General features: G+C 36.8%; 20 protein-coding genes and 1 pseudogene. 16 read left to right on the top strand and 5 right to left on the bottom strand.

Annotation, left to right across the window (positions count from 1 at the left end; genetic code table 11):
- Window positions 1-29 precede the first annotated feature (29 nt).
- Complete coding sequence (locus tag ACVWXS_RS20095) at window positions 30-1,478, top strand: tetratricopeptide repeat-containing diguanylate cyclase (protein WP_456959893.1); 1,449 nt, start codon at window positions 30-32, stop codon at window positions 1,476-1,478.
- 353 nt (window positions 1,479-1,831) lie between these two features.
- On the opposite strand, the pseudogene ACVWXS_RS20090 reads toward ACVWXS_RS20095, so the two are convergent.
- A pseudogene (locus ACVWXS_RS20090) lies at window positions 1,832-2,160 on the bottom strand (inorganic diphosphatase).
- Window positions 2,161-2,703: 543 nt separating this feature from the next.
- On the opposite strand from ACVWXS_RS20090, the gene ACVWXS_RS20085 reads away from it, so the two are divergent.
- The 6 genes from ACVWXS_RS20085 to ACVWXS_RS20060 all read left to right on the top strand — a co-directional run bounded on the left by ACVWXS_RS20085 (window position 2,704) and on the right by ACVWXS_RS20060 (window position 6,439).
- Window positions 2,704-3,183, top strand: coding sequence for a DUF2975 domain-containing protein (locus tag ACVWXS_RS20085; protein WP_368636448.1), 480 nt, complete (start codon window positions 2,704-2,706; stop codon window positions 3,181-3,183).
- A gap of 10 nt (window positions 3,184-3,193) precedes the next feature.
- A complete protein-coding gene (locus ACVWXS_RS20080; RefSeq protein ID WP_068985595.1) occupies window positions 3,194-3,418 on the top strand; it encodes a helix-turn-helix domain-containing protein in 225 nt (74 codons plus the stop codon).
- Between the two features lie 154 nt (window positions 3,419-3,572).
- Entirely contained in the window at window positions 3,573-4,088 is a 516-nt protein-coding gene (locus ACVWXS_RS20075; protein WP_374967165.1) for a sigma-70 family RNA polymerase sigma factor, read from the top strand.
- Complete coding sequence (locus ACVWXS_RS20070) at window positions 4,075-4,761, top strand: TIGR04104 family putative zinc finger protein (protein WP_456959892.1); 687 nt, start codon at window positions 4,075-4,077, stop codon at window positions 4,759-4,761. Before ACVWXS_RS20075 ends, ACVWXS_RS20070 begins: the two co-directional genes overlap by 14 nt.
- A 29-nt stretch (window positions 4,762-4,790) precedes the next feature.
- Window positions 4,791-5,705 carry an ABC transporter ATP-binding protein gene (locus ACVWXS_RS20065; RefSeq protein WP_456959891.1) on the top strand — a complete coding sequence of 305 codons (915 nt, stop codon included), beginning with the start codon at window positions 4,791-4,793 and terminating at the stop codon, window positions 5,703-5,705.
- Window positions 5,705-6,439: an ABC transporter permease gene (locus ACVWXS_RS20060; protein WP_456959890.1), complete on the top strand. Its 735-nt coding sequence runs from the start codon at window positions 5,705-5,707 to the stop codon at window positions 6,437-6,439. Before ACVWXS_RS20065 ends, ACVWXS_RS20060 begins: the two co-directional genes overlap by 1 nt.
- Window positions 6,440-6,767: 328 nt before the next feature.
- On the opposite strand, the gene ACVWXS_RS20055 is transcribed toward ACVWXS_RS20060, so the two are convergent.
- Both ACVWXS_RS20055 and ACVWXS_RS20050 read right to left on the bottom strand, forming a co-directional pair.
- Complete coding sequence (locus ACVWXS_RS20055) at window positions 6,768-7,721, bottom strand: DUF2167 domain-containing protein (RefSeq protein ID WP_456959889.1); 954 nt, start codon at window positions 7,719-7,721, stop codon at window positions 6,768-6,770.
- A 28-nt stretch (window positions 7,722-7,749) separates the two neighbouring features.
- Entirely contained in the window at window positions 7,750-7,959 is a 210-nt protein-coding gene (locus ACVWXS_RS20050) for a hypothetical protein (protein WP_456959888.1), read from the bottom strand.
- Between the two features lie 495 nt (window positions 7,960-8,454).
- Here ACVWXS_RS20050 and ACVWXS_RS20045 point away from each other — a divergent pair, with 495 nt between their 5' ends.
- The 3 genes from ACVWXS_RS20045 to ACVWXS_RS20035 all read left to right on the top strand — a co-directional run bounded on the left by ACVWXS_RS20045 (window position 8,455) and on the right by ACVWXS_RS20035 (window position 11,030).
- The gene (locus ACVWXS_RS20045; protein ID WP_456959887.1) at window positions 8,455-8,625 is read left to right on the top strand and encodes a hypothetical protein; all 171 of its coding nucleotides are present in this window, start codon (window positions 8,455-8,457) and stop codon (window positions 8,623-8,625) included.
- Window positions 8,626-8,751: 126 nt separating this feature from the next.
- Window positions 8,752-9,324: a biotin transporter BioY gene (locus tag ACVWXS_RS20040; protein ID WP_456959886.1), complete on the top strand. Its 573-nt coding sequence runs from the start codon at window positions 8,752-8,754 to the stop codon at window positions 9,322-9,324.
- A gap of 131 nt (window positions 9,325-9,455) precedes the next feature.
- Window positions 9,456-11,030 (top strand): amidohydrolase, encoded by a 1,575-nt coding sequence (locus ACVWXS_RS20035; RefSeq protein WP_456959885.1) that lies wholly within the window; start codon window positions 9,456-9,458, stop codon window positions 11,028-11,030.
- 67 nt (window positions 11,031-11,097) lie between these two features.
- Here the strand turns inward: ACVWXS_RS20035 and ACVWXS_RS20030 are convergent, their stop codons facing one another.
- Entirely contained in the window at window positions 11,098-11,316 is a 219-nt protein-coding gene (locus tag ACVWXS_RS20030) for a FeoB-associated Cys-rich membrane protein (RefSeq protein ID WP_402985968.1), read from the bottom strand.
- A 246-nt stretch (window positions 11,317-11,562) separates the two neighbouring features.
- Here ACVWXS_RS20030 and ACVWXS_RS20025 point away from each other — a divergent pair, with 246 nt between their 5' ends.
- On the top strand, window positions 11,563-13,335 hold the full coding sequence (locus tag ACVWXS_RS20025; protein WP_456959884.1) for a glycerophosphoryl diester phosphodiesterase membrane domain-containing protein: 1,773 nt from the start codon (window positions 11,563-11,565) through the stop codon (window positions 13,333-13,335).
- Between the two features lie 724 nt (window positions 13,336-14,059).
- Window positions 14,060-14,992 (top strand): stalk domain-containing protein, encoded by a 933-nt coding sequence (locus tag ACVWXS_RS20020; RefSeq protein WP_456959883.1) that lies wholly within the window; start codon window positions 14,060-14,062, stop codon window positions 14,990-14,992.
- 806 nt (window positions 14,993-15,798) lie between these two features.
- Here ACVWXS_RS20020 and ACVWXS_RS20015 read toward each other — a convergent pair.
- Window positions 15,799-16,245 (bottom strand): Imm30 family immunity protein, encoded by a 447-nt coding sequence (locus ACVWXS_RS20015; RefSeq protein ID WP_456959882.1) that lies wholly within the window; start codon window positions 16,243-16,245, stop codon window positions 15,799-15,801.
- A 529-nt stretch (window positions 16,246-16,774) separates the two neighbouring features.
- Here ACVWXS_RS20015 and ACVWXS_RS20010 point away from each other — a divergent pair.
- From ACVWXS_RS20010 to ACVWXS_RS19995, 4 genes are all read left to right on the top strand, one after another.
- Window positions 16,775-17,614: an MBL fold metallo-hydrolase gene (locus ACVWXS_RS20010; protein WP_456959881.1), complete on the top strand. Its 840-nt coding sequence runs from the start codon at window positions 16,775-16,777 to the stop codon at window positions 17,612-17,614.
- A gap of 409 nt (window positions 17,615-18,023) precedes the next feature.
- On the top strand, window positions 18,024-18,557 hold the full coding sequence (locus ACVWXS_RS20005) for a cysteine hydrolase family protein (RefSeq protein ID WP_456959880.1): 534 nt from the start codon (window positions 18,024-18,026) through the stop codon (window positions 18,555-18,557).
- A gap of 15 nt (window positions 18,558-18,572) precedes the next feature.
- Complete coding sequence (locus ACVWXS_RS20000) at window positions 18,573-19,118, top strand: N-acetyltransferase family protein (RefSeq protein WP_456959879.1); 546 nt, start codon at window positions 18,573-18,575, stop codon at window positions 19,116-19,118.
- 27 nt (window positions 19,119-19,145) lie between these two features.
- Entirely contained in the window at window positions 19,146-19,418 is a 273-nt protein-coding gene (locus ACVWXS_RS19995) for a hypothetical protein (RefSeq protein WP_456959878.1), read from the top strand.
- Window positions 19,419-19,697: the final 279 nt, after the last annotated feature.

Here is a 19,697-nt window from a genome sequence, read left to right as displayed (position 1 = left end):
AAGTGAGGGTTAATATGAGGGGGCGCGGTATGAACACACAAGAATTTGAAGAATTATGGATTACGCTAAATGAATTATATAATGCGAATCGCTTTTTAGAATATATAGAATTAAGTAGCGCCGCAATTGAAAGTGCCATTGAGCTTGGTATGTATAAAGAAGCAATCCTTTTATTACGTTATCGCTGTGCAAGCTATTTTCAAACAGGTGATTTGCAAATCTCCATTAGTGTACTTGAGCAATATCGTGAATTAACCTTTCAATATGGTGATGATATCGATTTGATCCATCATTATATTTTAGCGTCCATTTATTGGGGGACATTTGGTCATTTAAAGAAATCTGAAGAGTTTATGATCAAGGGACTAAATATTGCGGAGCGTATTCAGCATGTAGAAAGCATGGGGAAAATTTATAATAATTTAAGTGATTTAGAAATTACATCGGGAAATTATCAGAAGGCAAAAGAGTTTGCTTTAAAGAGCCTAAATTACGTCAATGCTTTAGAGACGAAGGATAATAGGCCTTATACAGGAATTATTTATCCTAAATTAAACTTAGCAGTTTCTAAAATTTGGTTGGGGGAATTTTATGAAGCATATGAAATATTGCAAGAGTTACTGATGAAGATTCAGAACCCCCCATATTCCAAGGTTCAATTGGAGGTTATGAATGCCTATGCTTTACTTTGTGAAAAACAAGGACGCTTTGGCGAGGCAATTGATTGGTATCAAAAATCGAAGTATTATGCCTTAGAGAATAATGATTTATCTTTGCTTCAAACGATCTACAACTCATTAGTGAGACTAATAGAAGAGCAAGGTAATAAAATTGTCTTATACTCGATACAAAAGGAATATATTAACATTTTACTGGAAATACAAAGGGAGAATTATGCACATGTGTTATTTGAGATGGAGTACAATGACCAGAAGAAGCAATTTGAAAAAACTTCTTATATTGATCCATTAACGAATATTTATAATCGTCGTTATTTTGATGAGAATGCAGAAAAAATGGTGGAAAAAGCTTCATTAGACAATCAGCAACTAGCGTTATTGATGATTGATTTAGACCATTTTAAAGTAATTAATGATACAAATGGTCATTTATGTGGGGATGATGCATTGACCATTACCGCGACGACATTAAAGGAATTTTTTCATCCGTTTGAGTCGATTGTCGCTCGCTTTGGAGGAGATGAGTTTATTGTCCTTATCGAATTAAAGAAAAACGAATCTGTTCAAACGATGGCGGAAAATCTCTATCAAACATTAACTTCTTTGTCCTTAACAATGAATGATGAGGTCGTTCATTTGGAATTTAGTATCGGTGTAAGCACAAATAAAAAAGGGCAAATTACTGAGGTTGGGGAACTAATTCATAATGCAGATCTAGCACTCTATACGTCAAAGCGAAATGGACGAAACCAAATTACAATCAATAATCATTATAGTGAAGTGGGAAATAGTAGATAATAGAAAAAGAGGCTTGCTTTAAATTGTACTGTACCTCAAAAGATAGACTAAAAATGGAGAGGAAGAAAACCTCTCCATTTTTACAGGTGTGTTGATTAACTATCTTTATCCATATTAATTAGAAGGCTCTGATTTCCGCTACGGGCTACTCGCTTTCCTGCGGGCGAGCGTCGAGCCGCTTCCTCCGCTTCGCTCCGTGCAGGGTCTCGTCTGTCTCGCTTTCCCGCGGGAGTCGAGTAGCCCTACGCTACAATCAGTTGAAAATGAGAATGTTTTAGCAAAATAGTAACAAAAAAATCCTTTTATCGCTCAATAATAAACCTATTTTTCCCTAATCAACATGCCTACCATTTTTATTTAATTATTTCGATTACTGCATCAAAATATTGCTCCATAAAACTAACTTGTTCCCAAATTTCCTCAACTGAAAATTCTTCATTTGGTAAAGCAACTACCCATTTATCCTCGATATCATCATTTCTATGAATGATGGCGACTAAATTTCCAGTGAATGACTCGAGTGGTTCTTGCTTTTTTTTGAGATGATATATGCATCTTGTTCTTCACCATCACCACCTATCACACCAGGGATATAACCATAATTAATTGGGTAAACATTGTTATAATGATCAACGTATCCAATCGGCCTATCTATCGTTACGATTAATTCAATAGACTTCATTAAAGCAATCATCCTTTCGCGATATTCTAAAGGACTACAACTATTGAGCTTTGATTTTATCCTTCTTGATTATAGCACTCAAGATGATCTAGATAATATCATCAAAAGAGACGTTCTAACTTTGTATAGAATTAATTTATAACATTTCAGGTATGTTGATTACGAAAGTATATCATTATTATTGACCCATTAAAGCGGAGGGAACGGCTCGGCGTTCGCTGCAGGAACAGAGTTGCTATAGCGAAAAGCATCGGAGTCATCACTAAAAGTTAGGGGTGACTTTTTGTTAAAACGTATGTCATGTATATAAGTTGATTGGAGTGGAGAATGGACCCCTGGGAAAGTGCCCAGTCGGAACGGAAATCAACCCCAAGTTATGGTGATGTGCCTCTAGTTAATAAAAGTAGATAAAAATGGTTAATCGACACACTGGATGAAATTTACGCAAACGATAATAATGTCGCTGAAATAAATAAAAAATTATTGTTAAACGATAAATAATATGTTAAATTCTAATTGACAATAAATAGTGAGGTGCTTTTTATGAAACGGGAAACACTCTTTTTAAAGATGGCTGTTTTTCTTATTGGAATTCCGGTTCTTGCTTTGTGTATATTTTGGTTGCCTTGGTTCGCTAATGAAGCAGCAGAACATTATCCAAAGTTAGCTTATTTGCAATATCCCACTTTAATTGGTGTATATGTGACAGCGATCATGTTTTTCGTTGCATTATATATGGCTTTAAGACTTTTAAGCTATATTGACAAGAATGAAGCTTTTTCGGATTTGTCTGTTAGAGCTTTAAAAAATATAAAATATTGTGCAATCATTATTAGTGGCATGTATGTGATAGGCATGCCTGTATTTTATCTCATGGCGGATCTAGACGACGCTCCGGGTATTATTGTTATCGGAATGGTCATTATTTTTGCTTCCTTTGTAATTGCAGTCTTTGCGGCTGTTCTTCAAAAGCTGTTGAAAAATGCCATCGATATAAAATCAGAAAATGATTTAACGGTCTGAGGTGAATAACATGCCAATGATAATTAATATTGATGTGATGCTAGCTAAAAGAAAAATGAGCGTAACAGAGCTTTCGGAGAGGGTTGGAATTACGATGGCTAACCTTTCTATATTGAAAAATGGAAAGGCAAAAGCGATTCGTTTTTCAACTTTAGAGGCAATTTGTGAGGCATTAGAATGTCAGCCAGGAGATATTTTGGAATATAAAAGAAACGAAGACACACAAGAATCATAAAATTGATTAAAAAACATAGCTAAGAATCTGCTTTATTTCAGCGAATCATCGTTGGGATTTTGCAGATTCTTTTCTTTAAAAAAATTTTTTGAAAAAAGTGAATCGGAAATGAATTGGCGTCCGTCAGTAGTGTAGAAAGAAGGTGAGGACAACCATGAATATCGAAAAAATTATTGCTGAGCACGGTGACTATTTACTAAAGGTTGCTTATTTATATGTGAAAAATGAAGCAACAGCTGAGGACATTGTGCAGGATGTGTTTATCGCCTTTTATCAAAAACAGGAACAATTTCGGCAAGAATCATCATTACGTACATATTTAGTAAAAATGACGGTCAATCGAAGTCATGATTATTTACGAAGCTGGAAAAGTAAACGACTGACACTATTTGAGAAAATTACAGGACGTACGACAGCAGTCACGCCTGAAAAAGTATTTCTTGCTAAGTCCACAAAACGAGAGCTAGTGGAAGCTTTGTTTACATTATCTGTGGCATATAGAGAAGTACTGATTCTCTATTATTTTGAGGATATGACAACCGTGGAAATCGCACAACTCGTAAGTTGTCCAGAAGCAACGGTACGCACTAGATTACAACGTGCTAGAAAGCAGCTTGCAGTAGCCATCGGTGACTATGATTGGGAGGTGTTACGCCATGAATCAATTTAAAGAAGAGGTACTTAAAGAACTTCAAGATGTAAAACTCACAGAAGCGCGAAAACAAGTGATTGCCGAAAAAGCTCGGAGTAAAAATGGACGAAAAACGAGTAGCCCGTGGCAATATCGTGTGGTGCTAGCAACGTTTACGATTTTTGTGATTGGTTTTAGTTATTTATTATCACAGAATAAAGACCAACATAGTGGAAGTCATCAGGCTGCTAGCTTACAGCAAGAAGCGGATACATGGAGCATTTTGGGATTGCTAGAATATGACCTTGTGAAGGGAATTTTGATATGCAGTGTTTTTCAAATTATAGCATTTTTAATAAGACGTTATTTGAAAAAGAAGAAATATGGTTTACCAGTTTGTATTCAATGCGGAGAATCGTGGTCCTATAAACAATCCCACAAGCTGTTATGGACAAATAATGCAAAACCAATTGAATGTAAACATTGTGGTCAAAAACAATATCGTACAAATAAATCAATGCGATTAAATGGGATTCTCCAGATACCTATACTTCACCTAATTTTATTAACAAATGTAACTTTCCAAAATGTATGGGTAGGAATAGGTTTTTATTTAATTAGTACCATTTCTTTCTATTGGACTTTAGCTCCGTTTTTATTTGCTTTCCAGGAAAAAGATCCGATGAAGGAGCCTCAAAAACCACTTTGGTAATATTTAAGACACTTGAAAGGGGAATAGTGATGGAGGCAATTATACAAATAGAAAAATTACAGAAATCTTTTGGATCTTTTGAAGCGATTCGGGATCTATCATTTTCTATTCAGAAAGGAGAGATTTTTGGCATAATTGGACCGAATGGGGCTGGTAAGACAACTACTATTGAAATTATTGAAGGTCTGCAAGAATGTTCATCGGGCAAAGTATCAGTATTAGGATATGATCCTTGGAAAGATGCAAAAAAAATGCAAGAAAACATTGGTGTAATGTTTCAACACACAAATTTACAACCAAAAATTAAAGTGGGAGAAGCTGTGGAATTGTTTGCATCATTTTATACTAAGCAAATTGATACTGCAACAGCACTCGAAAAGTTAAAACTAGAAAAATTTCGAAATACTTATTTCAAAAATTTATCTGGAGGTTGGAAACAAAAATTACTATTAACATTAGCTACATTACATTCGCCACAAATAGTATTTTTAGATGAACCAAGTACAGGATTAGATCCAAAATCTAGAAGAGAACTATGGGAATTGATCGTCTCACTAAGAGATGCTGGAACAACAATTGTGTTAACTACACACTATATGGAAGAGGCTGAATACCTCTGTGATCGAATAGCATTGATTCATCACGGAACATTAGTTGGTTTAAATACACCCAAAAAACTTATTCAAAGCTTAAACAAGGAGAAATCAATCTGGATTGCTTGTGAACAATTAGATATAGCATTGATTCAAAAGATAGCAAGTGTACTAAGGATAGAATTAAAAAATAATTTATATCAAATTTTCACCGATAATCTAGAATTGACGGCACATAAACTATTCGAACTAGTTAATAAGCAAGGTTGGATTGTGGAAGATTTTAGATTTAATACGGGTTCGTTAGATGATTTATTTGTTCGACTACCTCAAAAAGAGGGGGAGATGTAATGGTTGCTATTCAAAAGTTGACGCTGACAGAATTGAAATTATTTTTTAGAGATTTACAATCAATGATTTGGACATTTATTTTTCCTTTTGTGATGATATATTTCTTAGGATTTTTGTTTGGTAGTAGCGAAGTAGACGACGTTAATTACAAAACTTTATTAATCCCGAATATGATTGCTCTTTCACTTTTAAGTACGGCTTTATTTACTTTAGGCACCCGAATTGTAAATTATAAAGAATCTCAATTATTAAGGACTTATCAAACAACACCGTTACTTTCTATTCGAATGATACTATCTTTTTGTATTTTAGGTGTAATTATTTCCCTTTTTAGTATAATTATTTCTTATGTTAGTGGTTATTTCATTTATAATGTTCAGGCACCTATGTATTTGTTAGCTACAATTGTAGCTTTGGCATTAAGTATGGCGGCATTATTTTCATTTGGAATATTAGTAACAGGTATTAGTGCTACTATGCAGGGGGCAGCAGGAATTAGTGTATTAGCTTTAAATCTACAAACATTTTTATCTGGAGGAGTTATACCATATCAAATTCTACCAATTCCTCTAAAAATAATTGCAAAAGCATTACCATTACATTATGTTAATGATCTTCTAACATTTACATGGACAGGTCAATCTGTAAATCCAATATGGATAGACGTGTTAATTTTAATGCTTATGGCGATTGTCTTTATTATGTTATCAATACGCTTTTTTAGATGGAGTTAATAATAGAATGTAAAGGAGAACGAGTATGGTGAGTGAAAATAATATAAGTAAGAAAGATAATAAGAAGAAAATATGGATGATTATGGGTTATATTCAAGGTATCGTACTAGTAACTCTATTACTAATATACGTATTTTGGTCTAAGTAATCCTAATTAATCATTAGTTTTAAGTAGCTTATTTTATAAGGCGCTTCTTTAAATGAATAAACGATATGAAAAAGCCCCTCCCAATCACTCGGCTATCGAGCGATTAGGAGGGGTTTGATTATTCTTATTTTTCGAACAATTCAATAACCACATCCGCGAAACGTTTAGCGGTTATTACTCTTACGAATTAACCTTGCTGCGGTCACTCTCCTGGTCCTGGTCCGGTTGCTCTGACTCTGCTAGCTGTTCCGGTTGTGTCGGTTGTTCCTCCGACTGCTCTTTCTTCGATCCGATTCTTCTGCGAATAAAGCCAAAAATCGCGCCACCTGCTATCACAAACACGATCCCAAACTTCTTCAAAAGAGGGATGAGCACAGCAAACAATCCCGCTTTTTTGGCAACTGCTAGACCCGCGCCTCCAAGAATTAATCCAGTCAAGCCGAATTCAGCTTCCTTATCGGTTTTGCTGTCAAAATCCTCATACCGCTGGCCCTGCTTTAGTTGAAACTGCGACAGGATCATGTCGTTAAACACTTTACGGTCCGCTTCCAAATTCGCCGGATCTGAGACAAGTATTGCCGAGATATTGCCTTCGCGCGTTAGAATCCGCACGTTGTAGTTAATAACATCGTTGTTCTGATAATCATGTGCCAATAAAGACCACGACAAACTGTGTAAGTCGTTGTCGTAGAATGGAGCAACATCCCATTTGTCAACGAATAGCTGATTTTCAGGACTTACCTCTTTATTCATTTCTTCTGTGCCTTCTTTGTAGCTTTTCAGCAAGGCGTCAGCATCGATTTCCGCTTTCTCGTCGTCTTTTATATGTCCAGATTCTTCATATTCGAAATAAACGGTCCAACTCTGTGCTTCATCCTTTGGGAAAACCACACCGATTTCTAACCCGCTCGCTTCCATTCCGTTCTGCGTAATGTACTTTTTCGTATTTTCTTCATCAAGAAAAAGAAATTCGCTGCCTAACTGCAGTTCTGCTAAATTGGTTCCCACGTCGACTTTCTGTCCACCTTCTATCCAATTTAGCTCCTCTTCGGCAAATGCGGGAACCGCACACACCATCATCATAAAAGTCATAATAGTTACTGATTTTAATAGTTTTGCAATTAATGATTTCAAAAATAGCTTCCTCCCAAACCAAGTGTTCTTACGCTACGGACGACTTGTCCTTCTTTGCTTTAAATAAATGAACGCCTATTAGAACGGCGCCGATACATGCAAGAGCAATTTCGGCATAGGTTTCGCCTCCGCCAAAAATTTTGCCAAAAACAGTAAATAATTTGAATTGCAGACCGAATAGCGGTAGTATGAATGCTCCTAACCCCAAAATTAAAAACAAGATACCAAGATTCTTCATAATTAACCTCCTTAATAATGGAAAAATACTTCTGTAGATTATCATATTACCCAAAATGTGACAACACATATTTTTCTAAAATTGAAAACATTCTGGTATAAATTTCTGACGTTTGCTCGCTCACGTTGGAGACTGAGACATCCATTCTTCGTTTTTGGGATATGGGTCTTTTTCCGAATAACTTTCAATCTAAAAAGGACTAATTATTATTAAAACACGAACACGAACACGAACACGAATTGGAGATTGTTAACGAATCGTATATTCAATAAGCATATCAACCAAACAAATAAGGGGGTTATCTGGCACATCACCAATAGTTGTGGATGACAATTGTTAAAACGTATGCCATGTATATAAGTTGATTGGAGTGGAGGCTGGGCGACTCCTTGGGGATCAGCGCTAGAGGAACGAAGGCTAAGAGCATCACGTCCTGTGATAACGCCTTCGTGACCTACATCGTGTAGGCCCGAGACCCTGGAGCGAGCCACGCGAGTGAAGCGGCTCATCGGACGCCCCCAGGAAGCTCTGCTCTGCGCGAAAGCGAAGCGTCAGCGGCAAAGCGCCCAGTCGGAACGGAAATCAACCACACGTTATGGTATTAAAAGAGGACGATCCTATGAATACACCACTTTGGTAATGGATATTATGAAAAGAAATTGCTAGTTCACTATAGTAATTTCTTTTTTTATAGCAATTTTTCGAAATAGATTGACAACAGTTTTCATTTGCTTTATCGTTGTGTTAACTTATTTACATTTAGAGTTAACGCACAAAGGGAGGCAATTTAGTTTGAAAAAGAGCAGTACATATAATTATGTGTTGGCGGCATTTGGTGCAGCGATTATCGCCGTGTTAGCACAAGTAAGTATTCCATTACCATTTTCACCTGTACCGATTACAGGACAAACATTAGCAGTAGGCTTAATCGTAACAATTTTAGGGACAAGACTTGGTACATTTTCAGTACTGATATATATTTTACTTGGCGCAGTAGGTCTTCCAGTATTTAGTGGTATGTCGGGAGGATTTGCAATTTTGGTTGGTCCAACAGGTGGCTATATTGTAGGTTTTCTCGTTACGGCAGTTATTATGGGCTTATACTTAGATAAATTTGGCATTACAATCTTCCACGCTATTATTGCGAACCTGATTGGGATGGTTGTGACATTAGCATTTGGAACGGCTTGGTTAAAAGTTGCAGCAGACTTAAGTTGGACTGCAGCATTTATGGGCGGTGTAGCACCATTTATCGTTGTCGGTATTCTGAAAGCTGTTCTAGCAGCATGGGTTGGCGTAACTGTTCGTCGACGTTTAGAAAGTGCACATCTAATTTCTTTCAGCGGGGTTCCAAACACCCGCTGAAAGAAATTAAAGCCTCCGGCGGATGTCACGGAATCGGAAAGGAGTTCTTTGTGCTAGCACAAAGCCGATTCAGGACGCAATTATGCCGAGGCATAATTGATTAGAAGCGATTTCATAGGAGGAGAATTGTTTTGGCAACGTTATGGACAGGTGGAACAATTTATACGATGGCGCAAGTTGGCGAAACAGTTGAAGCAGTCCTTGTAGAAGATGGAAAAATTGTGGCGACAGGCTCAGTAGATAGCTTGTCGCCACATGCTACTTCTATTCAAGATTTGCAAGGGAATGTGATGTACCCAGGCTTTGTTGATAGTCATTTACATATTATTGGCTACGGGGAAAAATTAAAGCATATTGATGTATCGAACGTTAGAAGTAAGGACGAGCTACTGGCAATTATTCGTGAACGGATGACAGACGTTCATGCTGATCAATGGGTCATCGCAATAGGGCTTAATGAGACACAATTTGAAGTTCCTATGTTCCCAACATTGGCGGAGCTTGACGTTCTGGGTGAAGCGCATCTCATTATTAAGCGGAGTTGTCACCATTTAATCTTAGCAAATTCTAAGGCATTAGCATTTGCAGGCATTACAAATGATACCCCTTCACCAGAGGGGGGCGTGATCGATAAGGTGAATGGACAGCTAACAGGTGTATTAAAGGATGCTGCCTTGTATATGATTGTTAACCATATGCCCCATATTACGCCTGAATATATTGAGGATGCGCTCGAGAAGGCAGTAGTATCACTGCAATCATACGGCTTAGTTGGTGGTCATTCTGAAGATTTAAGCTATTATGGGCCACCGATTCAACCAATAAATGCTTTTCGAAAGATCGTTGAGGCGCAGCAATCGTTTAAAGTTCATTTATTGCAACATCATACAGTATTTGAAGAAATTGCTGAGATGCAAGAAACATCTTCTCCATATTTGGAATTTGGTGCAATGAAGATCTTTATCGATGGTGCCTTTGGAGGACGTACTGCTGCATTACGTCAACCGTACTGTGATGAGCTAGACAATTGCGGTATGCTTGTTCATTCAACAGAACAATTACAGGAATATGTTCAACTTGCTCGTCAGCATGGACAAACAGTAGCAGTGCATGCCATTGGGGACTTAGCCATTGAAACGATTTTAGAAGTATTTGCCGCCTATCCGCCTCGAGAGGGTCAAGTAGATCGTGTTATTCATTGTAGTTTGGTTGATGAAGATCTCTTAGAAAAACTTGCTTCATTACCGGTTGCAGTGGATATGCAACCGCAGTTTGTACAGGGAGAATATGCAGCAGAACTAGCTAGACTAGGGGAGGAACGAGCACAAGGCTTGCACCCGTTAAAATCGCTGCTTGATCGTGGGCTAGTTGTTGCAGGCGGCAGTGATGCTCCGATTGAAGTGCCTAATCCCTTGTACGGCATGTATGCTGCAGTGACAAGAAGAAATTTTGGAGAGACACATGATGGCTACAACCCACAGGAGAAAATTTCACGCTTTGAGGCAGTTCAGCTTTATACTGTAGGAGCTGCACAAATAATAGCTCAAGATCAAGTTCGAGGTAAGATTGAAAAGGGCTATACAGCAGACTTTACAGTACTAGAAGAAGATCTTTTTACGATAGATATCGAAAACATTCCACAAGTTAAAGTCACATATACGGTTGTTGATGGCCGTATCGTTTATAAAAATCGCTGTAAAGAATAAACTTTACAGCGATTTTTTTGTGATGTTAGACCAAAAAGAAAGGGATAGACTTTAAAGGCTTTTCCCATTATCTTCTTTCTGATAAATCTTTCACTTGCTGCTCTAGTCTTTTAACTTGTAATGTTAAATCTTCAACTTTTTGCTGAAGTGTTTGCTGAGGAGGCAGGGGAGCTGTAGACTTCATTTTTTTAATCATATTAATCATCACGAAAAATATGGAGAGGAAAATAACAAGAAGTACGGTTGTACTAATGATATCTCCGAAGTTATAGATTGTTTGTCTCATAATTGTTTCTCCCCCCTTCAAATAGTATCAATTATATTATCTACTGAGTTACATGCAAAAAAGTTTCAAGAAAATGTTTGGAGCCACCATAAATACATAAATCTTATTCATCATCTTCGCATATTATATGGGACAAATTGTATTTCTATAGATAAAGGTAATTTGAAATAAGCAGATTATCATATCATATAAAAAGCGTAAACATGCTGAAGTTGAAGTACGATAGCTATGGACTGGGGTGAATGAATGCATAAAGCCGGACAAGTAATGCGACAAGGTATCTACAATATTTATAAGTATCGCATTGACTATATACAGATTTTCGCTCTGATTAGGTTATTTCAGTTTTTATTAATAATGCCGGTGACAACTATCGTATTTAAGGTAATGCTACAAGTAACAGGTTATACACATATTACTGAGCAAAATATTCAAAGCTTTATGGCGCATCCTTTTGTTATCTCAATGATTATTCTTTTGATCATGGTCATTTTGTTATGTATTTATTATGAAATGGGCTTTCTTTTTTTAATGGCCTTTCACCAACAAAAGGGTAATCGTTATCGATTTTTACACATATGGCAGCAGCTCAATCGTAAGGTCCTTTCTTTTTTTAGTGTGCAAGTTCTTTTTTTAGTTGTCTATATAGCCCTTTTACTACCATTCGCTTCATGGATCCTACCTCAAACAATATCTCAAACAATCTCACTTCCACATTTTTTAACAGATGAAATAATGAACAGTCGCTCTGGCAGGCTACTCTACGCTGCTGTTGTGATTGTCTTAATAATAGTAGGTATTCGTAGTCTTTTGACCTTGCCGATTTTTACAATCCAACCAAATATATCAATACTTCGATCCTTGATACAAAGTTGGCGTTTTTCAAGAAATGGTTTAGTCTTACTCTTAATATTATTAACCATGCTTTTAGCGGGTCATATACTCGTAATGCTAGGAATTACAGTGATAAGCACGTTGCCATTATATTTGTTGGAGCGTTTTATGCCGAGTGCAGCACTTGTTACAGCAGGGATGACGCTCGCTTTTTTAGAAATGGTTTTCGTAGTGCTATTTAGTTTACTGCAAGCAACATTTTCACAAGTAATGGTAGCTATTACTTATAATACACCTATTTTAAGTAAGTTAAGGTTTACACCGAAGTTTAAAAAAAGGCGCTATAAGCCATTATCTTTCATTATTTTGATTGTTTTCATCGTACTAAGTGTCATGAACACGATTTCGCTTGAGAAAAGTGTCTATGCACCAGATACAAAAATTATTGCTCATCGGGGCTATACGTCAGGTAATGTGGAAAATACGATTAGTGGTCTTGTAAGTGCCGCGAGTGCTGGGGCAGACCTAATCGAGATCGATATTCAGCAAACAGCAGATGGAGAATTCGTTGTCTTCCACGATCGAACATTAAGAAGATTGACAGGTAAAAATGGTGCCATAGCCAATATGACACTTGGTGAATTAAAGACGCTGACAATCCATGCTAATGGCTTTAACGATAAAATTTCATCTTTAGATGATTTTATTGAAGTAGCAAAGGCTCTAGACGTTGCCTTGCTGATTGAATTGAAAGTGCATGGTAAAGAAACGGAAGACGTATTGCCAAAGTTAGTAGAAAAGCTAAAAGTTTATAAGGTACTCGATACACACTATGTACAGTCATCAGATCTACAAATGATGGCACAACTAAAAAAATTGGCACCCAACTTACGTGTGGGTATTGTGTATGCATTAAATATCGGACCTATGGTAGAAACTGTAGATTTTATTTCACTTGAGGAATCTTGGATAACAGATCAGCTAATCGCAGAGCTGAAGCAACAAAAGATGGATTTGTTTGTATGGACATTGAATAAAGATCATTCATTACAAGAATTTATCGAGAAAAATGTCAACGGAGTCATTACTGATCTTCCAGATGTCGCCTTGGATATCCGAACAAAGCAAAGTGAGCATCAATATTTTTTACAACGTGTTTTAAATCGGCTTCAATCTATATTTTAATAAAGATGCTTTTAATCGGAGCGATACGCACGGGAAAAGTGAATTCCGCACGAGAGAAGCGAATATCGGCGCGGAGCAAGAGAATACCCGCGGATCGAGGTAAATACCCGCGCAAAGAAGTGGAATATCCGCGGAAGCAAGGCAAATACCCGCGCGAAGGAGGGGGATATCCGCGGAAGCAAGGTAAATACCCGCGCGAAGGAGGGGGATATCCGCGAAAGCAAGGCCAATACCCGCGGAAGCAAGGCCAATACCCGCGCGAAGGAGGGGGATATCCGCGAAAGCAAGGTAAATATCCGCGGAAGCGAGGTAAATACCCGCGCAAAGAAGTGGAATATCCGCGGAATCAAGGCAAATACCCGCGCGAAGGAGGGGGATATCCGCGGAAGCAAGGTAAATACCCGCGCAAAGGAGTGGAATATCCGCGAAAGCAAGGTAAATATCCGCGCGAAGGAGGGGGATATCCGCGAAAGCAAGGTAAATATCCGCGGAAGCAAGGCCAATACCTGCGCGAAGGAGTAGAATATCCGCGAAAGCGAGGTGAATCCCCACGAACCGAACAAAACACCCGTCCAACAGCAAAAGTAAAAAAGCCGTGATTCTTCATCATAAAAAGAATCACGGCTTTTTAGAGTCATTATAAAAAATGTTGGTAATGTTGTAACCTTTTTCATTTATAACCGACTACTACTATGAATTTGTAAAATGAGGGAGAGACTTTATTATGAAAATGAAGAAAGTTGTACCATTTGCTATGACAGCATTACTAATTGGGGGTGCTGTAGTAGCTCCATCCGCATCAGCAAACGAAGGAAATGCAGGTGTAACGAACACTACTGAAAATAAGGAGCAAAATCCTCAGGTTGAGCCGGTTTTTATTAAAGTAGCTGGAACAGTTGACAATGTTGAACAACGTGATAAGGCAACGTACTACACTGTTAAAGAGGGCGAAGATACAAATGTTTTAGTTGTAAATGATGATACACTTGTATTCGATAATTCGGGTAAAGAAGTAGAACTACAAAAAGGTGATAAAGTTACAGCATATACATATGCAAATAAACCAATGCTTACGATTTATCCACCACAATATAACCCAGAAGTAATCATTGTAGAAACAAAAGAAATGGGAACTGTTGAAGTAGACTTCTTTAATAAAGAATTAGTGAATACGGATAACACGTTAAAACTAAATGTTGGTGAAGAAACAGAATTACTTAGCCTATCTGGCAAAGAAGTAAAGGCTGAGGATCTAGCAGAACAACATTTACTAGTGTTCTATACAATCGCAACTATGAGCATCCCAGCACAAACACCGCCTTCAAAAGTAGTCGTTTTAGATACGATTGCAGAAGAGTCGGGTGAGGTGGATCCATCTGAATCTGCTATACAAGAAATCATTAACAATGACTTTTATGAAGTTGAAGGTACAAAAATGGTACCACTACGTTTAATTGCCGAAGAATTGGGCTATAAAGTAGAATCAACAGGAAAAGGCGCAATGATCTCTAAAGGTGCAGTATCTTACACAATTACACGTGGTCAAAAAGAATACGGCTATAATAAAGCAATTCGTCACTTTAAAGTAGCGCCAGCTTTATTAGAACCAACGAAAACATATGTACCAGTTGAATTTGTTGAGGAATTAATGAAATAAAATGTAGTTTACCCCTTCATACTATCTATGGAGGGGTTTTATTGTGATTATTCGATTGGAATGTTGTGGTTTTATATGTATTTAAGTGTGGTTTGTCATTATTTTAAAATTGCTAGGTATAGCTTAGTGTAGCGAAATAATGTTTTAATTAAGATTAATAGTATGAAAATAGCAATGGTAGAGCTTATTATGCCCCAACAGCATCTATCGTCAAGCTGATTGAAGCCATTGTTAAAGATAAACGAAGAGTTATGCCAGTGATTGCCTTTTGCAGGGGGAGTATCGTCTTTATTCAATAATAAAGACAACTAAAATGTCATTGATTTAGGTTGGGGCGTAAGAAAAAATATTGGATAGTTCTTCAATTGATTGTTCAATAGAGTTGCCGCTTTTTCACTAACGAACAGTTTTAGTAAATGGGAAGGAGAGGAATAATTTATGTTATTTTTGCTTTGGCTTGTCATACCTTTATTAGGAGTTTTATGGTTTTTAAATTTTACTACTTTTTTGAAGAACTTAAAGAATGGAAAAAGCACTCATAACCAAAATGTTTTAGGAGCAGTCATAACTTTTATTTTTATCTTAGCTCTCATGTACTGCTATGCTGGAACCCACTAAATAAAAAAGAGCACTTAACATACTTATCAGCTGAAGAATTCATAATTATCCCAAAACGAAAAATGAACTAAATTCTCAGAGACACCTACGAAAAGATGAAAGTTTCGTTTTGGGGCGTCTCAAAATGTTAGCTTGATGGACATGTGGTGCTACTCCATACTTAAACCATTTCTTGGAACGTATCAAATTTATTCATACGTTCCTATGATCTCGTCTATTTTATCTTTAAACCGGTCCGGCGTGTCTAGTTTGATCGATTGAAGTAATTGAATAAGAGGTTGTCTTTGATCTGGTTCAAATGTATGGAGATATTCTTTGTACCATATACGAGATTGATCATGATTTAGAATTCTACGATGCATCGTATCTGCCCATTCTGCCGCTTTTTCCATCATTCGCGGAGTAGCTAACATGACTTGTTTTAGTGCATCCTTCCATTCAAATGCTTCAATACAATGAATCAAACCATACATAACCTCAGGGGACTCTGTTTCATCATCAAAAACGAGACAAAGATCATAAACCAACACAGGGTTAGACAGGTCAACTTGAGCAAGTGTAGCTTCGAATGTTTCGAATTCCTCTATGGAGTAGAATAGCCTATTCTGATATAGTATTTCTGCAATTTTGTGCATTTGTCATCATCCTTTCTTGCCTTTACAAGAATATGTTTTGTCATATGAACAGTATTATAGTTAAATTTGAATCTACATTACATATTCCAGAATCAAAAATTGATCTAAAACTTTAAACTCTTATCCACTTTATTTTCAGTTAGAGGAACTTCTTTCAAATTTAAAGATTTTATCTGTTTACCAAATTGTACCGCATATTATTTTATTACACAAAAAGTACTAATGTTTTGCAGTAGCTCTATGGAGTCACCATATATGGGGAAAGGCTTTATTTAGGTGAATGGCATACACAGCATAAGTCGTCCCATTGTTGTAAAAGGGCGATACAAACTGATCATATAACAACTGTCTTTTTTTGTTATAATTAACAAAAAAGGTTATTCACCGTAACGTGTGGTTGATTTCGGTTCCTCTGACACTGACCCCAAGGAGTTGCCAAGCCTCCACGCCAATCAACTTATCTAAGGCCTTGCGTCATTTAGATGCCATTCGCAATTTTTGGTGATGAGCCCAAAAAGTGAGGTATTATATGAAATTAACCGTTTTAGTAGATAATAATACTTTAATTGATCGCTATTTTTTAGGGGAACCTGCGCTATCCTTTTTTATTGAAGAAGATGATAAACGTATCCTTTTTGATACCGGATATTCTGATGTCTTTATAAAGAATGCAGATAAAATGAGAATAGATTTAAGAAATCTCGATTATGTTGTCTTATCACATGGGCATTTGGATCATACATGGGGACTGACACATTTAATTAGACTACACATGGAAGCTAAAAATGAAGAAATACTATCCAATACGCCTAAGATTATTGGGCATCCATTGATTTTTAACACTAAACTAGTTGATCCTGTAGGAGAGATAGGGAGTATCTTATCTCATGAAAAGGTAAGTAGACATTTTCCAGTCCAATTAACTATAGAACCGTTATGGTTAACAGATCGACTAGTATTTCTAGGGGAAATTAAAAGAAGATTCGATTTTGAAGGAAAAGATTCTATAGGGCAAGTTGTTACAGAGCAAGGGAGCGTTAACGACCTCGTTAGGGATGACACAGCAATAGTTTATAAATCTTCAGAAGGGCTAGTTATTATCGCTGGATGTGCACATTCTGGGATATGTAACATTATTGAATATGCTAAAGAGGTATGTCAGGAAGAGAGAGTAGTTGATATTATCGGAGGATTTCACCTATTAAATCCGACTAAAGAGCAGTTAGATCATACAGTTCGTTATATAAAAGATCTTAAACCAACTAAGCTTCATGCTTGCCATTGTACAGATTTACAGTCGAAAATAGCTCTTTCAACAGTTGCTGTTTTAGAAGAAGTTGGGGTAGGATTACAACTTTTATATTTATAGTTTTAACTTAGTTAGCTAATAAAAGTGCTACATTTATTCCACTCCGATGAAAGAATTAAATCATCTAGGCATTTATTTCATCGGCGTTATATTGTCAGTCGTACTACTTATGTTTATGGGCGAAGCATAAAAATCTATAACAAACGTTTATAGGTTTATTTTTATACTTTTTTTATAAACATTCACAACAGTAGACTCCATTTTGATTGAACTTTTTCAAAATGGAGTATTTTTATTTGAGATTAATCAAGGAGCAGGTAAGGTGAAAAGCGAAGCGGTTCATCAGACGCCATGCTGAAAGCGCCCAGCTAAAAAGGGAACCTTCCTCATTTCTCGAAATTTTCTTTAAATGGAATGTGAATTTCTGTACAATAAGATAATTAAAGTCAGATTCTTGAAGGAGAATGAGATGAAGCAGGCATTAATTATTATAGATATGCAGGAAGCTTTCTTTTTGGAAAAACAAAACTACTTAGTTGAAGCAGAAAAAGTGGTAGAAAACATTAATACGTTAATAACTTCGGCACGACATAGCGAAGTCCCAATCATTTTTATCCAGCATACGGATTCAAATGAAGATGATGATTTTGCGTTTGGCAAGCCAGGCTGGGATTTATATCATGGTCTTCTACGACAACCGGAGGATCAAGTCATACAAAAAACAACGTGGGATGCATTTTATCAAACGGAGTTGGCTCAATACTTACAGGAACAACAAATTGAGCAGCTTATTTTCGCTGGTGCTCAAACAGAATTTTGTCTTGATACGACCATTCGAAATGCCTATAGCCGAGGATACCATCAAAATGTTTTAGTTGAAGGTGCACATTCCACACTAGATAGTCACGTACTAAATGCGCAGCAAATTATAAAGCACCACGAGTCCGTTTGGAACAATCGATTCGTGAAAATTCAGCCACGTTCTTTTTTTAATACGAAGTAAAGAGGGGATTCAACAATGCTAATAAACAGCCAAGAATGTTATGTAAATGAACTCCATTACACAATTAGATCCGCCAAAATAGAAGATGCCGAAGCATTATCTGCAATAAGATTACAACTTGATGGAGAAACGGAAAACTTTGATAGAGAACAAGGGGAAGCTGTTATCGATACAAAAGGTTTCGAGCAGATCATTAAAGTTGACACAGAAAGTCCAAGGAATTTGTGTTTAGTAGCAGTGGTCGATAATCGCATCGTCGGATTTTCTAGATGTGAGGGGTCTCCATTAAAAAGATTTGCTCATAAAGTAGATTTCGGTGTAGGTGTATTAAAGGAATTTTGGCGCTATGGGATAGGCAAAAATTTCTTAAAAGCATCGGTAGAATGGGCTGACGGTAATGACATTAAAAAAATGGCCTTGAATGTTTTAGAGACAAATGACAAAGCGATATTGCTCTATAAAAAGCTTGGCTTTGAAGTTGAAGGCGTCTTAAAAAATGATAAACTCCTTTCAGATGGTAACTATTATAATACGATTGTCATGGGAAGAATTAAGGAATAATTTTAAAATAACCAGCTAAGCAAATAGGTGCTTAGCTGGTTTTTTTTACAACAAAAACAACTTGCTTCTCAAATTGGCTACGAAAAAATGAACTGGACAAAAGATCCTTTGCAAACACGTAATGCCTATTTGAATATAACGAAATTACATGGAGTTTGTGATACGTATATTGAGAATTGCTATGGCAAGAAAAAAGAATATGGCAACCCCTCTGTACTTGTTACATGGTTTTACAATAAGCAGCGGGGAATCAATGTAAAACGTTCAAAGGTAAAGTCTCTTGTAGCGAAAGAAGCATAATAATTGAGGTTAAGACTAACAATTATTTTATGAGGCGTGCTATTCATCTCCCATGAAAGAACTTAATCATCTTTCATTTTCTGTGATGTAGCGCTGGTTTTTGCGCTACATGGATGGCTAACGGTGCAGTTTAGTTGTGCGGAATGTTCCTAGCTCAAATGGAGAATGGTCACATTACTCTGGTAAAGCTAGGCAGTTCCTTTCGGAATTGAAGGGTTATATCGAAGAATCAAATGAAGAGGTAACGCTCGGAAGGGTTCTCTCTTAGTCGAATAGCAC

This window comes from Lysinibacillus sp. TE18511, from assembly GCF_054062295.1.
This window is presented reverse-complemented; position numbering and strand designations above follow the sequence as displayed.